The organism is Desulfospira joergensenii DSM 10085, assembly GCF_000420085.1.
In the GTDB taxonomy this organism is placed as follows: domain Bacteria; phylum Desulfobacterota; class Desulfobacteria; order Desulfobacterales; family Desulfobacteraceae; genus Desulfospira; species Desulfospira joergensenii.
In genome coordinates this window covers 843,343-860,104 of record NZ_ATUG01000002.1, presented here as the reverse complement: position 1 = coordinate 860,104, position 16,762 = coordinate 843,343, and the positions used below count along the sequence as shown (strand labels likewise).

General features: G+C 53.9%; 18 protein-coding genes. 13 read left to right on the top strand and 5 right to left on the bottom strand.

Going from position 1 to position 16,762, the window contains the following annotated elements; all coding sequences use genetic code 11:
• Window positions 1–62 precede the first annotated feature (62 nt).
• The gene (locus F608_RS32280) at window positions 63–1,223 is read left to right on the top strand and encodes a DNA-methyltransferase (protein WP_022666719.1); all 1,161 of its coding nucleotides are present in this window, start codon (window positions 63–65) and stop codon (window positions 1,221–1,223) included.
• Here F608_RS32280 and F608_RS0116290 read toward each other — a convergent pair.
• The 3 genes from F608_RS0116290 to F608_RS0116280 all read right to left on the bottom strand — a co-directional run bounded on the left by F608_RS0116290 (window position 1,201) and on the right by F608_RS0116280 (window position 3,898).
• Window positions 1,201–1,416 (bottom strand): hypothetical protein, encoded by a 216-nt coding sequence (locus tag F608_RS0116290; protein WP_153307526.1) that lies wholly within the window; start codon window positions 1,414–1,416, stop codon window positions 1,201–1,203. The genes F608_RS32280 and F608_RS0116290 overlap by 23 nt on opposite strands.
• Window positions 1,417–1,587: 171 nt before the next feature.
• Window positions 1,588–2,181, bottom strand: a complete 594-nt coding sequence (locus tag F608_RS0116285; protein ID WP_027362827.1) for a TetR/AcrR family transcriptional regulator — start codon at window positions 2,179–2,181, stop codon at window positions 1,588–1,590.
• A gap of 223 nt (window positions 2,182–2,404) precedes the next feature.
• The gene (locus F608_RS0116280; RefSeq protein ID WP_022666717.1) at window positions 2,405–3,898 is read right to left on the bottom strand and encodes a methylenetetrahydrofolate reductase C-terminal domain-containing protein; all 1,494 of its coding nucleotides are present in this window, start codon (window positions 3,896–3,898) and stop codon (window positions 2,405–2,407) included.
• 129 nt (window positions 3,899–4,027) lie between these two features.
• Here F608_RS0116280 and F608_RS32275 point away from each other — a divergent pair, with 129 nt between their 5' ends.
• Both F608_RS32275 and F608_RS0116270 read left to right on the top strand, forming a co-directional pair.
• Window positions 4,028–4,639, top strand: a complete 612-nt coding sequence (locus F608_RS32275) for an ABC transporter ATP-binding protein (RefSeq protein ID WP_153307525.1) — start codon at window positions 4,028–4,030, stop codon at window positions 4,637–4,639.
• A 1-nt stretch (window position 4,640) separates the two neighbouring features.
• Window positions 4,641–5,453: an ABC transporter permease gene (locus tag F608_RS0116270; RefSeq protein ID WP_022666715.1), complete on the top strand. Its 813-nt coding sequence runs from the start codon at window positions 4,641–4,643 to the stop codon at window positions 5,451–5,453.
• On the opposite strand, the gene F608_RS37395 is transcribed toward F608_RS0116270, so the two are convergent.
• Window positions 5,419–5,688: a DUF1127 domain-containing protein gene (locus tag F608_RS37395; protein ID WP_022666714.1), complete on the bottom strand. Its 270-nt coding sequence runs from the start codon at window positions 5,686–5,688 to the stop codon at window positions 5,419–5,421. The two genes, F608_RS0116270 and F608_RS37395, sit on opposite strands and share 35 nt — an antisense overlap.
• Before the next feature lie 120 nt (window positions 5,689–5,808).
• Here F608_RS37395 and F608_RS0116260 point away from each other — a divergent pair, with 120 nt between their 5' ends.
• The 7 genes from F608_RS0116260 to selD all read left to right on the top strand — a co-directional run bounded on the left by F608_RS0116260 (window position 5,809) and on the right by selD (window position 13,557).
• Entirely contained in the window at window positions 5,809–6,693 is an 885-nt protein-coding gene (locus F608_RS0116260) for a LysR substrate-binding domain-containing protein (RefSeq protein WP_022666713.1), read from the top strand.
• Between the two features lie 326 nt (window positions 6,694–7,019).
• Window positions 7,020–8,255 (top strand): NAD(P)/FAD-dependent oxidoreductase, encoded by a 1,236-nt coding sequence (locus F608_RS0116255; protein ID WP_022666712.1) that lies wholly within the window; start codon window positions 7,020–7,022, stop codon window positions 8,253–8,255.
• Window positions 8,256–8,265: 10 nt separating this feature from the next.
• Entirely contained in the window at window positions 8,266–8,877 is a 612-nt protein-coding gene (locus F608_RS0116250; protein WP_022666711.1) for a 4Fe-4S dicluster domain-containing protein, read from the top strand.
• 48 nt (window positions 8,878–8,925) lie between these two features.
• Window positions 8,926–10,806: an anaerobic carbon-monoxide dehydrogenase catalytic subunit gene (gene cooS, locus F608_RS0116245; RefSeq protein ID WP_022666710.1), complete on the top strand. Its 1,881-nt coding sequence runs from the start codon at window positions 8,926–8,928 to the stop codon at window positions 10,804–10,806.
• Between the two features lie 153 nt (window positions 10,807–10,959).
• Complete coding sequence (locus F608_RS0116240; protein ID WP_022666709.1) at window positions 10,960–11,526, top strand: flavodoxin family protein; 567 nt, start codon at window positions 10,960–10,962, stop codon at window positions 11,524–11,526.
• Window positions 11,527–11,531: 5 nt separating this feature from the next.
• Window positions 11,532–12,395, top strand: a complete 864-nt coding sequence (locus F608_RS0116235; RefSeq protein ID WP_022666708.1) for a hypothetical protein — start codon at window positions 11,532–11,534, stop codon at window positions 12,393–12,395.
• Between the two features lie 109 nt (window positions 12,396–12,504).
• Window positions 12,505–13,557 (top strand): selenide, water dikinase SelD, encoded by a 1,053-nt coding sequence (selD, locus tag F608_RS0116230; RefSeq protein WP_425248203.1) that lies wholly within the window; start codon window positions 12,505–12,507, stop codon window positions 13,555–13,557.
• 59 nt (window positions 13,558–13,616) lie between these two features.
• Here the strand turns inward: selD and F608_RS0116225 are convergent, their stop codons facing one another.
• A complete protein-coding gene (locus F608_RS0116225) occupies window positions 13,617–14,738 on the bottom strand; it encodes a trans-sulfuration enzyme family protein (protein ID WP_022666705.1) in 1,122 nt (373 codons plus the stop codon).
• A 365-nt stretch (window positions 14,739–15,103) separates the two neighbouring features.
• On the opposite strand from F608_RS0116225, the gene F608_RS37160 reads away from it, so the two are divergent.
• The 3 genes from F608_RS37160 to F608_RS0116205 are packed head-to-tail and all read left to right on the top strand — an operon-like array spanning window position 15,104 to window position 16,612.
• On the top strand, window positions 15,104–15,238 hold the full coding sequence (locus F608_RS37160; protein WP_022666703.1) for a hypothetical protein: 135 nt from the start codon (window positions 15,104–15,106) through the stop codon (window positions 15,236–15,238).
• The gene (locus tag F608_RS0116210) at window positions 15,235–16,353 is read left to right on the top strand and encodes a sodium ion-translocating decarboxylase subunit beta (protein WP_022666702.1); all 1,119 of its coding nucleotides are present in this window, start codon (window positions 15,235–15,237) and stop codon (window positions 16,351–16,353) included. The genes F608_RS37160 and F608_RS0116210 overlap by 4 nt, the downstream gene beginning before the upstream one ends.
• Window positions 16,354–16,396: 43 nt before the next feature.
• On the top strand, window positions 16,397–16,612 hold the full coding sequence (locus F608_RS0116205; protein WP_022666701.1) for an acyl-CoA carboxylase biotin carboxyl carrier protein subunit: 216 nt from the start codon (window positions 16,397–16,399) through the stop codon (window positions 16,610–16,612).
• Window positions 16,613–16,762: the final 150 nt, after the last annotated feature.

The following is a 16,762-nucleotide window of genomic DNA, read 5'->3' as shown; positions in this document are numbered from 1 at the left end:
CGATTTACTTTCGCATCCAAACATGGTAGTGAGCTTGTAAAATAAAAGGAACGGGAAAAATATTGAAAACAGAGCATACCCCCATATTTTCAGATGCCTCGGCCATGAAGGACCTGCCGGGAAACAGCGTGGACCTGATCGTAACCTCTCCGCCCTATCCCATGATCGAGATGTGGGACCCGGTTTTCACGGACCAGGACCCCAAAATCGGACAGAACCTGAAAAAGGGAGAGGGTCAGAAGGCATTCGAGGCCATGCACCGGATTCTGGACCCCGTATGGGAAAAGTGCTTCCGGGTGCTCAGACCCGGGGGATTTGCCTGCATCAATATCGGAGATGCCACAAGGACCATAAAAGAGAGATTCAGTCTTTATACCAACCATGCCCGGATCCTGTCGGCCGCCCTGGACATTGGATTTTCAGCCCTGCCCTGTATCATATGGAGGAAACAGACCAATGCCCCCAATAAGTTCATGGGCTCGGGCATGCTTCCGTCCGGGGCCTATGTCACCCTGGAGCATGAGTATATCCTGATCTTAAGAAAAGGGGGAAAACGGATTTTCCGTTCAGGAAGGGAAAAGGAAATCCGCCATGAAAGCGCCCTGTTCTGGGAGGAACGGAACACCTGGTTTTCAGATGTCTGGATGGATCTCAAGGGAACCACTCAGTCCCTGGGGGACAAGGCCGAGCGGAAAAGAAGCGGCGCCTTTCCCTTTGCCCTGGCCTACCGCCTCATCAATATGTACTCGGTCAAAAAGGACCGGGTCCTGGATCCCTTCCTGGGAACCGGAACAACCATGGCTGCCGCCATGGCTGCCGGCCGGAACAGCCTGGGATATGAAAAAGACCCAAGCCTTGACACGGTCCTTAAAAGGAGTCTTGAAGACCTCCCTGCCCTGGCCCGGGAAATCATCCGCGACCGGCTGATCCGCCATCTGCAGTTCGTGGCCCGGCGCGTGGAGGAAAAAGGTCCCATGAAACACATCAATACCCCCTATGGATTCCCGGTCATGACCTCCCAGGAGAGGGAATTGATATTGAACACCCCCCTGCACATGACGCTTTCTGATGACGGCCGATATACCCTGGAGTATGATCCCCGCCCCCAGGAGGAGTTCTGCCGGGACTGGGCTGCCCTGTTTGCACCGGCATCTGAGGCCCGGATCAAAATCCCCCGGCATTCCGAACCTGCAAAAGGGATCAAACAGGGTTCACTTTTTTAAAAAGAAAGGTGAAGATCCCTGGGTACCCTTTCCTTTTTCCGGGGGTGACGGCAGAGGAGGTCTGTTGAGATTCTGCCTGTTCGATTTCCATGAACCAGGGCCTTAAATCCGGGAACTCCAGAAAAAGATTCACCCGTGTCGAAAAATCAGCTTTTTCATATTCTTTTTGCAAATTTTCACTTTTTAAATTCATCCTCTCCGCCTCCTTCTTATCTTTGGTTTCTAAGTCTAATTTCTCCCGCCCTGCCGGATCAAATGGCTTTTTCATCTTCATTATTCCCCCTGTAAATGCCTAGCAATGTCCTTTATGAAGCATCTGTATTCTTGTTTTTATACCAATCGGTATATTAAACTTTAAAAAAAATTAAATCCGCAGCTCTGTATTGACCAGGTGAATAATATGGTCGATGTTCCGGCTCAGGTGGATGGTATTGCCCGTTACCTTTGACAGCATGAGCCCGCCTTCGATCAGGGATACAAAGACCGAGGCAAATTGTTCGGGTCTTGTATTCCGGTGAATCTGTTTATGCTTGATTCCGTATTGAATGATCCGGATCACGCTGTTCATCCATATCTCCAGGACCTTTACCACCTTTTTTTTCAAGAAGGAATGGGCATTGTCGGAATCCACGGCTGCATTCAGAATGGGGCATCCCCCGTGCCCGGAGATTACGGAAAATTTATCCAGATAAAAACCGGCCAGGGCAATGAGCTTGTCACAGGCATGCTTTTTAGAGAGAACGGTTTCAGAAGCCTTGTCCAGAAATTTATTAAAATTATAATCAAACACGGCCAGGGCGATTTCATCCTTGTTTTTGAAATTGCCGTATATGGCGCCCTTGGTCATGTTTATGGCCTCAGTCAGCCGGGACATGCTGGTCCCCTCATACCCATACTTGTTGAATATGGGAGCGGCCCGTTCAATAATATATAGTCTGGTTTCTTCTGCCTTGCCCATGGATTGATCCTCATCTCATCATAAAAGGCATAATATACCAATCGGTATTACTTGTCAAGCCCTTTATAATTAAAAAGATTCCTAGCTGATATTGGATTCAACCTGCCCTGCCATTTCCTTTATCCGGGTTCCGATCTTTTCCAGGGAGCGTTCCATGGTTTGATTCCTGGTGGCTCTGGCCCGCTATCTTTTCAAAACGCTTTCATGGACCTGGAATGGACTCTTATTTTTTCTTCTGGTGATCCCGTCCCAGGTGGAAGTTGATCCAGGAGGAAGTCTTGTTCAGCTCCCACATGCGAGGCGGCACGAAATCCTTTGCAAGGTTCTGGGCCAGACCGCAGTGATCAAGGCGTTTATAGGCCCTTACCCAGATGCATTTTTTATCCGGGTTCACCTCACACCACCCGTCCCGGCTCCCGCCGCAGGCCCCGTTCCGGGTGTGCTTTGGACAGCCCGATTCCGGGCAGAGAAAGGCGATGTGCTGGATGGCGCAGTCTCCGCAGCTCTGGCAGGAGAGAAGGGTCTTTTTAATGGGATCTTCCAGAAGGCGCTTTACCACCCAGCCTTTGCCGGTCCGGTCCATGATCTTGGCCGCTTTTTTATATACCGGAGCCAGTTTATTCTTCTTCTCAAAGAAAAGATTATGGGATGTCCGGAGAAAGGCATGGGGAAGATGCTCGGTGATTCTTTCCCGGATTCCCGGCCCGGCCGGCGCACCCGGATCGGCCACCTGGGGATTAAACAGGTAAAATCCCCTGCCGGACTCGGTCCGGAACTCTTCCAGATAATCTTCCCAGGAGTCTTCGATTTCATCCATCCGGTCCAGAATGGATCCCACCGTTTCAAAATTCTTGTGGATCCCTCCGATATGAATCCCGCGGTATCCCAGTCCTTTTAAAATCACGCCCAGCTTGGCGGCACGTTCTATGGAGTGCTTCCGGCCTTCCCCGGGATTCTTCCATTCTTTTAAAATCCTGTTGAGGAGACCGTCACCCACATATGCTCCGGGAACCCGGCACTGGTTCATAATCCGGGCGGCTCCCGGATTGAGTACATACACCGAAGCCATGACCGCAGGATCTTCCCGCTTGCTGTCCAGATAGGTCATCAACTCCCTGAACTTTTCCACATCATAGCCCAGCTGGGTGATGATAAAAGAGGATCCTGCCATGAGCTTTTTATCCAGTTTCCGGTACTGGGCATGGGTCTCGGCTTCCGTGTTTTTAAAGGGGGACATGGCTGATCCCGTAAAGAACCCGTCCGGATCTCCCTGGGAATAAAGCCGGTGGTTGAGCTGCTGGAGCATGGCCGTCAGAATCACGGAATCAAAATCAAAGACCGGTTTTCCCTGGCCCCCGAATCCTTTGCCCGAATAATCTCCGGTCAGGGCCAGTATATTTTTCATTCCCATGCGGGCCAGTTGAAGGGCCCGGCTTTCCATGCCCACCCGGTTCAGATCCCGGCAGGTAAAATGGACGATGACATCCAGCCCGGTTTTAAATATTTCATACCCCAGTACATCGGGGCTTAAGGAAGGATTCCCTCCCGGGTTGTCCGTGATGGAGACCGCGGAAACCCGGCCGTCGGCAAAGGCGTCCCGGGCAATTCCCTTGAGGGTGTCCGTATCCCTCCCCCGGGACTCCCGGCCCGGGACCAATTCCAGGGTGACCACAAAATTTTTAGGGTTCATCAGTTCTTCACTGAAAATTCGCAGCATGGTTTTCCTTGTTTTTCCTCTTAAAGGCGATTATCTTTTGACAATGCCTTGTTTTCGTAATTCAGGGCCGGAATTGCCGGCCGTAGGGAAGAACGATACCAGAAAAATTTGAATCCGGCCACAACAGGAATGATAAAATTTAAATCCGTATATCTGAGACAAAAGGGCAGAACCATCTTCTCAGGCCTGGATCTTTTTATTTCCGAAAAGGAAAAGGTCCTGATCACGGGAAAGTCAGGAATCGGCAAGACCACCCTGTTCAGAATCCTTCTGGGCTTTGAATCTGTTGACCGGGGAGAGGTCCGGGTGAACGGCCTTGAGATCTGCCGGGAGAATATCCGGGATATCCGGGGAAAGATCTTTTACCTGAGCCAGGATGTTGACTTGAAAGACGGCGTCATCGCCGGGCTCATCGATGAAATCCTGGAAATCAATTCCATTGAAAAACCGGCCCGAAAAGATTTCAAAACATGGATGGATCTGCTGGAACTGGAGGACAATATCCTGGATCAGCCGGTCAGGGAACTTTCCGGAGGAGAGCGCCAGAGAATCGGCCTGCTCATCTGTTTTCTCCTGGACCGGCCGGTCTGGCTTCTGGACGAGCCCACATCGGCCCTGGATGATGCCATGAAAAAGAAACTGGCTGAATTTATCCTGGCCCGGGAGAAAACCATCCTCATTGTATCCCATGACGATGTCTGGGAAAAAAGCGGGCCTGTCCGCAAGGAAAGGTGGGTCTAACATGGGGGCCCGGGATCTCAGCCTTTTCTCCCTGTTGTCCCTGCTGGTCTTTCTCGTTCCGATCCTGGTCCTGAACCGCCGGTTAGGGCTGTCCATCAACCGGACCATCATTACATCCGTCATCCGAATGTCTGTCCAGCTCAGTTTTGTGGGCCTTTACCTGGAATTTCTCTTCCGGTTCAACTCCCCCTGGCTCAATTCGGCCTATCTTTTGATCATGGTGGCCATTGCCTGCCAGTCCGTTGTCCGGTCCAGCCGGCTCAGACTCAAAAAATTTTTCATTCCGGTCTTCTTTTCCCTGGTCATTCCCTTTTCCGTCATCCTGATCTTTTTCAACGCTGCGGTGGCCCGGATAGAAAATCTCTTTGAGGCAAAATACCTGATCCCCATCGGCGGAATGCTCCTGGGAAACTGCCTGAGAAGCGTTATCGTCGGATTGAGCCGGTTTTATTCCGGCATCCGCCGGGATGAAAAGATCTATCTCTTTTCCCTGGGCCTGTTCAACAGCCGGCTCCAGGCCTTAAAACCCTATTTCAAGGAGAGCTTTACCGCAGCCGTCACCCCCACCCTTGCCTCCATGGCCACCATCGGCCTGGTCTCCCTGCCCGGCATGATGACCGGCCAGATCCTGGGAGGTTCCATCCCCATGACGGCCATCAAATACCAGATCGCCATCATGTTCTCCATCTTTTATACGGAGTATTTCACCACCCTCTTATCCATCCTGTTTTCCCTGAAATCCGCCTTCAGCGACCTGGATATGCTGAACAGGGATATCTTTATCTCTGACAAGTCCCATCCTTTGGGTTCTTAAAAATAACCGTCCAGAGGCTGTCCCTTTGCCGGCTGAATCTGACCGCGTCTGCCCGGCTCAACCCCATATCCTGGAGGTAGTAGTCACTCATCTCTAAAAGCAGACGGCAATCTTCCTTGGTCCTTTTCCACTTCCTGTACCGGCCCCATATCTTTTTTATAAAATTCTGGTTTTGGCAAAGATGACTCTCCCCACACTCAAACGGTACGTTAATCCGGATTTCGTCGATATTCATAACGGCCTCCATTTAATAAATTTTGATACTTACACCTTTTCCTATAAAAAATAATTATTGATTAAACAAACGAATTGTTTTAATGTTTAATATCAATTATTTTTATACATGGAGAGATTCATGCCAGACACCATTCCCATTGAACTGCTGAGAACCTTTAGCACTATTGCTGACAGTGGAAGTTTCAGCGTCGCTGCCGATCAGGTTTCCCGGACCCAATCGGCGGTGAGCATGCAGATCAAACGGCTCGAGGAATTGATTGAAAAGCCTTTAATTCAAAGAGACAGCCGGAATTTAAAACTGACGGACGACGGATTCACTCTTCTCCATTACGCACGGCAAATTTTAAAGCTGAACAAAGAGGCCTTGTCATTGTTGAGGCGGCCGGAACTGAAAGGATGGGTGAGCATCGGACTGCCGGACGACTATGCGGCCAGGTTTTTGCCTGAAATTCTTGCCAGTTTTTCCCGCACCCATCCCAGGGTTCAGGTGCAAGTCACCTGCGAGCCGAGCAACAGACTTGTGGAAAGGATACAGAAAAAAAAGCTGGATCTGGCCATGGTCACCTCCCCCTCTCCTGAAATCGAGAACGGTATCCTGCTCAGGCAGGACCAAACGGTTTGGGTCACTTCGGAACGGCATTGCCAGCATGAAGCATCACCGCTGCCCCTGGCCCTTTTCCCCGACGACTGTTACTGCCGGAAATGGGTCCTCTCCTCCCTGGAAAAGTCAGGAATCGAGTACAGAATCGCTTATACCAGCCCGAGTATTATGGGACTGCAGGCTGCCGTCACCGCCGGCCTTGCCGTTACCGCCGTCAGCCAAAGCATTGTTCCGCCGGGAATCCGCCAACTAAGCCCGGAAGAGGGATTCCCCCCCCTGCCCAACGCATCTTTCCTGCTCCAGCGCAATCCGGAATCCAATAATTGCATTGTGGATTCACTAGCCGAGCACATCTCGAAAGCGTTCAGCACCTGTTCCGAATTTGGAAGGTGCCTTGCCTGAGAAGGGGAAAGGCCGTTTCCCGAGAATCCTTCTTTGCATTCACGGGTCTGCATCGACCCCAAACCCTTCTTTTGAACTTGAGAATCACATAAAATAATAATGGGTTAATACCCATTTCTGATCACCCGCAAGGCAACAGATGCAAGACGCCGAGGGGCGAACGACTGAGGCGTATTGAAAATCGCCGCAGGGAGGAATGAGCAAAGGCAACCCAGCAGGTGGTGCCTTGTTGATGAATCAGGGTTGACAAACAGGTCCATATCGTCATACTAAATATTCGTCAATTCCCCAAATCAACAGCAAAAGTCAAAACCCGAGGAGGTGTCATGAAACACCTGATTATCGGAAATGGTATTGCCGGAATCCATGCGGCCGGGGCAATCCGCGAAATGGACACAGAGGCTGAGATCTGCATGATCAGCGACGAGACCGTTCCTCCTTACAGCCGCCCCATGATCTCCTATGTCCTGGACGGATCCCAGCCCCATGAAAAACTCCCTCTTTTTCCCGGGAATATCTACGAAACCCTGAAGATCTCCCCCATCCTGGGCCAGCGGGTTGTCATCCTGGATCCGGACAGCCAATCGGTCCGGCTGGAAGACGGAACCGGCATCGATTTTCATCGCCTGCTCATCGCCTCGGGAGCCGATGCCAGGAAGATCCGGGTCCAGGGAGCCGAGCTGGAAAACATATTCACCATGAGAACCCAGAAAGATGTCCTGGACCAGCTTGAAGCCATTGCCAAGGGGGTGAAGACCGCCCTTGTTTTAGGGGGAGGCCTGGTGGGATTCAAGGCGGCCCATGCCCTTTTAAAACGATCCATCCGGGTCTTCATGCTCATCACCTCGCCCTATCCCCTTGCCATGCAGGTGGATGAAATTGCCGGCCGGATGATCTTAAAAGAGCTTGAGGCCCAGGGTCTGATCGTAAAGACAGGGGTCAGCGTTGCCGCATTTGACGGTGATGTCCGGGTTGAAAGGGCGATCCTGGATACCGGCGAAAGCCTTGAATGCGATCTCGTCATTGCCGGGAAAGGAGTGGAACCCTCCCTGGATTTTATTTCAAGGGAAAAGATGGCCATGGATACGGGCATCCTGGTGGATGACTACCTCCAGTCGACAATCCCCGGTATCTATGCAGCCGGGGACACGGCAGAATCCATTGATATTGCCCGGCAGACCCGGTGGGTCAATGCCATCTGGCCGGAAGCCGCTGTCCAGGGCAGAATCGCCGGCTTTAACATGGCCGGAAGACCGGTTGTCTATCCGGGCAGTCTCAGCCGGAATGTCATGCGGGTATTTGACCTGGATGTCATGACCCTGGGCCTGGCCAATCCAGATCCCGGGGAGGGATTTACCATCCTCCGGACCGGCGGTGAAACAAAAGGGATATACCGGAGCCTGGTCTTCCGGGACAATATCCTGGCCGGGGCGATCCTGGTAAACCGGATCGAACAGGGAGGGATCCTGCGGGCCCTGATTGAAAACCGGGTCCCGGTCACCATCCCAATGGCCGGGCTGGCTTCCCTGGATTTTGATTTCAGCAAACTATTGCAATCATAAAGGAGAAGAGATGAAACAAGTCATTGTCAATCCGGAAAGATGTGTGGGATGCATGCAGTGCATGCTGGCCTGTGCAAGGGTCCATTCCAGGTCCCTTGATCTGACGGGAGCCGCCCTGGAAACCCCGGGTCCCCGGTCCAGGGTCCATGTGGGGGCCGGCCGGTATAATGAAGGATTCCCCAACCGGTGCCGCCACTGTGATCCGGCCCCCTGCCAGATGGCCTGCCTCACCGGGGCCATATTCCGGGATCCGGCATCGGCCACTGTACTCATCAATCCGGACCGGTGCATCAACTGCGCCTCCTGTGCCATGGCCTGCCCATACGGAGTGCTGCGGTTCCATGAAGATGCAACCGCCCCCCCGGGCAGGGCCGTGGCCGTCAAATGTGACAATTGCGATCTCAGGGTCTCCCAGGGTAAAATCCCGGCCTGTGCAGAAGCCTGCAAAACCGGAGCCCTTGTTTACAAAGACCTGGAAGCCGCCATGGGAGAGAAGACCCGGCAGGTGGCCCGGGCCATGTCATCGGGGGAGGAAAAACCGGCGATCCCGGAAACCGTGGCCCTGTACAGAAGCATGAAACGGGCCGCCCTGGCAATCAAGAACAGGGCAGAGGCATCCTGAAAAATCAAAAACCTGAAAAATATAATTTCTTCCAAGAAGGAGGCACCCATGTTTGATCCCAAAGCTGAAATTTCCGTCACCCAGGACGGAAACCGTTTATTTGAAAAGGCGGTGAAAGACAATATAGAAACGGTCTGGCACCGGCATGAGGCCCAGCAGCCCCAGTGCGGATTCTGCGACATGGGACTGAGCTGCCGGATCTGCATCATGGGTCCCTGCCGGGTGGATCCCTTTGGCGAAGGGCCCCAGACCGGGGTCTGCGGTGCAGATGCAGACATCATCGTGGCCCGGAACCTCTGCCGGATGATTGCGGCAGGAGCTGCTTCCCACTCGGACCACGGCCGGGACCTGGTGGAGGTCCTGGAGTCTGTGTCCAAAGGAACCGCCCCGGGATACAAAATCCGGGACGAGGATAAGCTGCGGCAGTTGGCCGGGGAGTACGGGGTGGATATGGAAGGCAAAGATGTCCTGGCCATTGCCGGAGATCTGGCCCGGGCCATGATGGAAGATTACGGGATGCGGCAAAAGGCCGTTACCCTGGTCAGCCGGGCTCCGGAAAAACGTAGAGAACTCTGGGATAAGGTCGGCATCACCCCCAGGGGAATCGACCGGGAGACTTCGGAGATGATGCACCGGACCCACATGGGCGTGGACAACGACTGGCAGAGCCTGCTGGTCCAGGGACTGCGCAATGCACTGTCCGACGGCTGGGGCGGATCCATGATCGCCACCGAGGTATCGGATATCCTGTTCGGGGTTCCGGCCCCCAAGCCCACCATGGTCAATGCCGGGGTACTTAAAAAAGACCAGGTCAACATCGTGGTCCACGGCCATAACCCCGTGGTGTCGGAAATGGTGTCCAAGGCCTGTATGTCCGAGGAGATGCTCGATCTTGCCAAGGCCAAGGGGGCTTTTGGAATCAACCTGGCCGGGGTCTGCTGCACCGGCAACGAGCTTCTCATGAGGCGGGGGATTGCCATGGCCGGAAACCATCTCATGACCGAACTCATCCTCACCACCGGGGCCGTGGACATGATGATCGTGGATTACCAGTGCATCATGCCCTCCATCGGCAAGGTGGCCTCCTGCTATCATACCCGGATGGTCTCCACCTCGGACAAGGCAAAGTTCCCCGGCATGGAACACCATGAGTTTCATCCGGAAAATGCTGAAAAAAAAGCCATGGCCCTGGTGAAAACCGCAGTTGAGAATTTCACGAACCGGAAAGAGGTGATGATCCCGGTGGAGCCCCAGGAGGCTGTGGGCGGATTTTCCGTTGAGACCATTATCCAGGCCCTGGGCGGAACTGCCGAGCCCCTCATCGACGCCATCAAGGCCGGCAAGATCCGGGGGGCCGTGGGCATTGTGGGATGCAACAATCCCAAAATCAAACATGACCACGGCCATGTGACCCTGACCCGCAAGCTCATTGAAAAGGATATCCTGGTGGTGGATACGGGATGCGTATCCGTGGCCAATGCCAAGGCCGGGTTCAAGCTTGCCTCGGCCGCTGACATGGCCGGTCCCGGCCTCAAAGAGATCTGCAAGGCCCTTGGAATCCCGCCGGTCCTCCATCTGGGGTCCTGCGTGGACAACGTGAGGATCCTGGTCCTGGTCTCTGCCCTGGCCAATGCACTGGGCGTGGACATCAGCGACCTGCCCGTGGCCGGGTCCGCTCCGGAATGGTACTCGGAAAAGGCCGTAACCATCGGGGTCTATTGTGTGGCTTCGGGCATTACCACCCATCTGGGCCCCATGCCCCCCATCACCGGCTCCCTGAACGTGGTCAACCTCCTGACCCGGGGACTTACAGATGTGGTGGGAGCCGGTTTCGCCGTTGAACCGGATCCTGAAAAAGCTGCCCTTTTCCTGATCAACCATATTGAAGAGAAACGCAAGGGGTTGGGGCTGGACAGCCGCACCCTTTAAGAAAAATTCCGGGGGCAAGGGGCTGAGCCGGTCACCTTCCGCCAACCCCATGCCCTCTCTTTATATTCCCCGGGATATTTCCCCTGCGTATTGACAACCTAAAATTTTCCTCTAATATTGCCTATCAGAATTAACCCATAGACGGAGATCCAAATGAAAGTACTCCTGCTCCAGGGCGGTGCCAAAAAAAAAGGCAATACCGCAAAAGTTTTAGGCTGGGTGGAAGAAGAATTAAAATCCAGCGGCCATGAGGTGGAAACCGTATACCTGCACTCCAAAACGCTCAAGGGATGCATGGGATGCGCCAAATGCAAGGACATTCCCGATAAGATCGGCTGTGCCCAAAAGGACGATGCCCCGGAAATCCTGGGAAAAATGATCCATGCCCAGGCCGTGGTCTTTTCCTCCCCCCTCTACTTCTGGGGAGTGAATGCCCAGCTCAAGGCGGTCATTGACCGGACCTACAGCCTCTACACCAATGCCAACACCCCGGACCACGCCTCCCTGGTGGAGGGTCAGCGCCAGGCCCTGCTGGTCACGGGAGCCGGCCCCTGGGACAACAATGCGGAAGGCGCCTTTACCGCTTTCGGCCGGATGCAGAAATATCACAAGGCCGTCCATGCCGGAGAACTCTTTGTCGGCGGATGCACAACCCCGGCTGCCATGGATTCCTCGGTAAAGGAAAGGGCCGTTGAATTTGCCAGGAAACTGACGGCGTAAGGGGAATGATCCATCTCTTCTTGAGCATCGCCTGCTCCACCTCCATCCTGATCCTGTTCAAGGTTCTGGAAAGGCGGAAAATCCGGCTGCTCCTGCCCATCATGATCAACTATATGACCGCTGCAGGCCTGGGGCTGATCCTGAACCAGGGCCGGGGCATCACGGCCCCGGCCGGTATCCCCTCCTGGTTCTTCATGTCCGCCCTCACGGGCATGCTCCTCATCGGTCTCTTCTTTATCATCGGCCTTTCCACCCAGAAGGCCGGCATTGCCGTCACCACCATCGCCACCAAGATGTCCGTGGTCATCCCCATGCTCTTTTCGATTCTTTATTTCCAGGAAGGGTTCACTCCTTTGAAATGTTTCGGGATTGTCATGGGAATGACCGCCCTGGCACTCATCGTGGTCAAAACCCCGGACAAAAAAGCGGACCGGCGGTATCTTTTCCTGCCCCTTGTCCTCTTTACAGGTGCCGGGCTCCTGGACGCCCTGTTAAAACTGGTCCAGCAGAACTATCTCCTTGACGGGGATCCGGCCGCCTTTACCGGGACATCCTTTTTTTTCGCCTTTGTCACGGGCCTTGGGATCTGCCTTGTCCAAAAAGTTCCCCCAAAGATCTTTTTTAAGCCGGAGATCCTCTTATCCGGCCTGGTCCTGGGAAGCGTCAATTTCGGTTCCATCTACTTTTTGATCCGCACCCTGGACCGGGGGCTTTTTGATGCCTCCATCCTCTTCGGGCTCAACAGCATCGGCATTGTCTGTCTCTCCATTTTCCTGGCCGCCCTCCTTTTCAGGGAAAGGCTCTCAGGGACAAACTGGACCGGGGTGGCCCTGGCCGTTCTGGCCATCCTGACCTTTGCCCGGGCCTGAAGTTTCTGACCGGTTCAACCGGATCCAAGCCGCTAAAATATAAGACCCATTGATCGAAAAAGAGGTTGGGGGTATAATTTCTTACCAGACCAACCTTCTGGAGAAAACATTGAGACTATTTAAAAAGAAAACCCTTACCGGTCTTGCCAGGACCTGCGGTTGAGCGGCTAAAATCGGTCCCCAGGTTCTGGCGGACACCTTAAAAGGATTCCCAACCCCTTTGGACAGGGATCTTCTGGTGGGATACGACACCTCGGATGATGCCGCCGTATACCGGGTGGCCCCGGACCTGGCCATGATCAACACCATTGATTTTATCACCCCGCCTGTGGATGATCCCTATTGGTTCGGACAGGTGGCTGCGGCCAATTCCATCTCAGATATCTATTCCATGGGCGGGCGCCCCCTGACCGCTTTGAATGTGGTCATGTTTCCCTCCAAAATCCTGGATCCGGGAATCCTGCGGGAAATCCTCAAGGGGGGAAATGACAAGGTTTTAGAAGCCGGTGCCGTCCTGGCCGGGGGACATTCCGTGGATGATGAAGAACCCAAATACGGCCTCTGTGTCAACGGGGTGGTTCACCCGGATAAAATTTTATCCAATTCCGGGGCCCGGCCCGGGGATGCACTGGTGCTGACCAAGCCCCTGGGATCCGGGGTTCTGTTCAACGGGGTACGATCGGGCAAACTCCCGTTCAAGGAGCTTGAGGCCGATGTCCTGCCCTTAATCGCGGCCCTGAACAGATCTGCCCTGGAACAGGCCCTGGCCTTTGACATCCATGCCTGCACCGATGTCACCGGATTCGGTATCCTGGGCCACCTCATGGAAATGGCCAATGGGTCGGGCCATGAATTTATCGTGGAATTCGACCGGTTCCCCATATATCCCCATGCCCGGGACATGTACGCCAGGGGAGAAACCACAGGTTCTAACCGGCCCAACCAGGACATGGTCAAATCCCACCGCCTTGAAATCCGGCGTTCCTTGACCCGCGAAAGCGAGGGACTGGTCTTTGACCCCCAGACCTCCGGGGGGCTTGTCTTTTCCCTGCCCGGAGAGCAGGCTCCGGATCTGGTGTCGAATCTTAGAAAAAACGGGGTGGACCCTGCCCGGATCATCGGGGAGGTCAAAAAAGGGGCGCCGGGAATCATTCTCACCTGAAGATCCGCAACCTAGGCGCCGGGCCATCAAGGTTCCGGTCCGGCTCCGGCTCTCTTTTTTTATTCCAGGGCCCGGCCCAGGTCTTCCACCAGGTCTTCCATGTCTTCAGATCCCACGGAAAGGCGCAGCAGGCTGTCCCGGACTCCGATTCTCTCCCGTTCCGCTTTTGTCATCTTGGCGTGGGAGGTGACGCAGGGCGCGCATACGGTGGTTTCCAGCCCGCCCAGGCTGATGGCCGGCGCAATGATCTTCAGTTTCCTGAGAAAAGGATCCGGATCCCTGTCCCTGAGTTCAAAGGAAAGCATGGCCCCGAACCCGCTCATCTGGTTTTTGGCGATCTCATGGCCCGGGACAGTCTCCAGTCCGGGATAAAACACCCGGTCCACGGCCGGATGCTCCGATAAGAACCGGGCAAGGGCAAGGGCATTTTCCGTCTGGGCGCGCACCCGCAGGCCCAGGGTTTTCATGCTCCTCTCCAGAAGGTAACAGAGCCGCGGATCCAGGCAGGGTCCCAAAACCCTGGCCAGGCTGATGATCTTCTCCATTTTTTCCTTGGAGCTGACCACGGCCCCGCAGCACATATCAGAATGGCCTCCCAGGTATTTGGTCCCGCTGTGGACCACCACATCAATGCCCAGGTCCAGGGGAGTCTGGTTCACCGGGGTGGCAAAGGTATTGTCGATGATGGTGGTAATGCCTTTTCCCCTGGCAAATTCAGCTATCTTCCGGATATCCACCACCTCAAGCAGGGGGTTGGTGGGAGACTCAATGACAATGACCCGGGTCGCGGGAGTCACCCCTTCAATCACATCCTCGGCACGGGTTTTGGTGAAGGTGCATTCAATACCGAAATGGGCGAACCACTCCGTGGCAAAATGGTGGGTTCCCCCATACAGGGCGTCCAGCATGACCACATGGTCCCCGGCCCCGGCATGGGCCAGGATGGAGCAGGACATGGCCCCCATGCCCGAAGAAAACACCAGGGCGGTCTGGCCGTGCTCCAGGGCTGCGATTTTTCCCTCCACAGCCCTCTGGTTGGGGGTGTTGGAATATCGGGGATAAAGATTCTCTTCCCGGTCCATATACGCATAGGCAGATGAAGTGTAAATGGGGGTATTGATTCCGCCTGTGGCCCGGTCTCTTAATGTGCCGCCGTGAACGGCAATGGTTCTGTGATTCATTGGTCCCTCCCTGTTTTTCCCGGGTTTCCGGGGGTAGAAGATCGTCTGCTCTGCAAGTTAGAACCATTACTCCATTAAAAAGCAAGTTTCAATAAAAAAGCCTTTCTCAAGGGAATCAAAACCTTGGTTTCCGGTTGGGAAAAAACCGGGTCTATAAACAAACTAAGCATTGACATCAGTAAAAAAGAGCTTTAAAAAGGATAAATATGATTAAATATTTAATCAAATATTTTTATTTGTAAATAAAAAGCCCATGGACAGGGAAATCTTGATTTTATATTCAAATCCCTGTTTAATACGGGGGTTGCCGGCATTGCCACCAAGGCAGCCCATAACATAGTTCCGGATCAAGGAGGTCATCACATATGTCTGCGGGTGTTGTATTTATCGGAGGAATCAGCGGCGTATTCTTAGGTATGGCGGTAATCTATCTTTCCATAAGAATCACGGCCGGAGTCACCGGCATGCTGACCCAAACTTCAAAGGAGAATCCCAAATGACGGAGCCTCTGCTCAAGCTGATCCAGACAACCGGTTTTGTTCACCTGACCCCGGGCATGATCATCATGTGGGGAATCGGTCTTATCCTGATAACCCTGGCCATCAAAAAAGAGTATGAACCCCTGCTGCTGCTGCCCATCGGCTTCGGCATTCTCCTGGCAAACCTCCCTTTAAGCGGGCTCATGGAGCCGGAGCACGGCCTGCTGTGGAAGTTTTATCAATACGGAATTCACTGGGAGATTATTCCCCCGGTGATCTTCCTGGGGATAGGGGCCTTTACCGACTTCGGTCCCCTTCTGGCCAATCCCAGGTTGATTTTCCTGGGCGCCGGTGCCCAGGCAGGGGTTTACGTGACCTTTTTTGCCGCCCATGCCATGGGATTCAACCTGGCCGAATCCGCCACCATCGGCATTATCGGAGGAGCGGACGGCCCCACCACCATCTTTCTTGCCTCAAAACTCTCCCCCCATCTGCTGGGGGCCTGTGCCGTGGCGGCCTACTCCTATATGGCCATGGTACCCATTATCCAGCCGCCCATCATGAAGCTGATGACCACATCGGCAGAACGCAAAATCAAAATGAAAAAAAGCCGGAAGATCTCCAAGAGAGAGAAACTGCTTTTCCCCATCGTCTCAAGCCTTTTGATCATTCTCCTGGTACCGGCATCCGCCCCTTTGATCGCCATGTTCATGCTGGGCAACCTCTTTAAGGAGGCCGGTGTCGTGGAACGGTTAAAGAACGCCGCCCAGAATGAACTGATGAATATCGTGACCATTTTCCTGGGGCTTCCCCTGGGCGCCACCATGAATGCGGAGGTTTTTTTGCAGCCCAGGGTGCTTTTTCTCTTTTTCCTGGGTCTGTTTGCCTTTATGATCAGCACGGCCGCAGGAATACTCCTGGCCAAGACCATGAATCTTTTTACAAAGGACAAGATCAATCCCCTGCTTGGAGCGGCCGGTGTTTCCGCCGTCCCCATGGCTGCCCGGGTGGTCCACAAGGTGGGCATGGAAGCCGATAAGAGCAACTATCTCATCATGTATGCCATGGGGCCCAATGTGGCAGGGGTGATCGGCACGGTCATTGCCGCAGGAATTTTTCTCACCCTGCTTACCTGAACCAATATAGTAACTATTTTACAACTGATAAGGAGATACTCTTATGTCTGAAGAAATTACCGCACCCGTTCCCGGAAAGATCGTTCGGCTGGACATTGAAGCCGGCACCACCCTTGAAGAGGGAGATGAGATCCTGGTCATCGAAACCATGAAAATGGAAACCCCGGTTTACGCTCCCTGTTCCGGCAAGGTAAAAGCCCTTAACGCCAAAGCAGGGGATGAAGTGGATGAAGGCGATTTGATTGCCACGGTGGAATAATTTTTCCTGACATCCTGAAACAGATCCTCCCCGGCCCGGTCAAAATCATGTGCCCGGGCCGGGACGGGTGGCATCTTCTGAAGATCCTTTATGTCCCCGGGGTTGTCACTTCATCCCAGGCTCCGGGCTACTCTTTTGATTCTCTCCTTT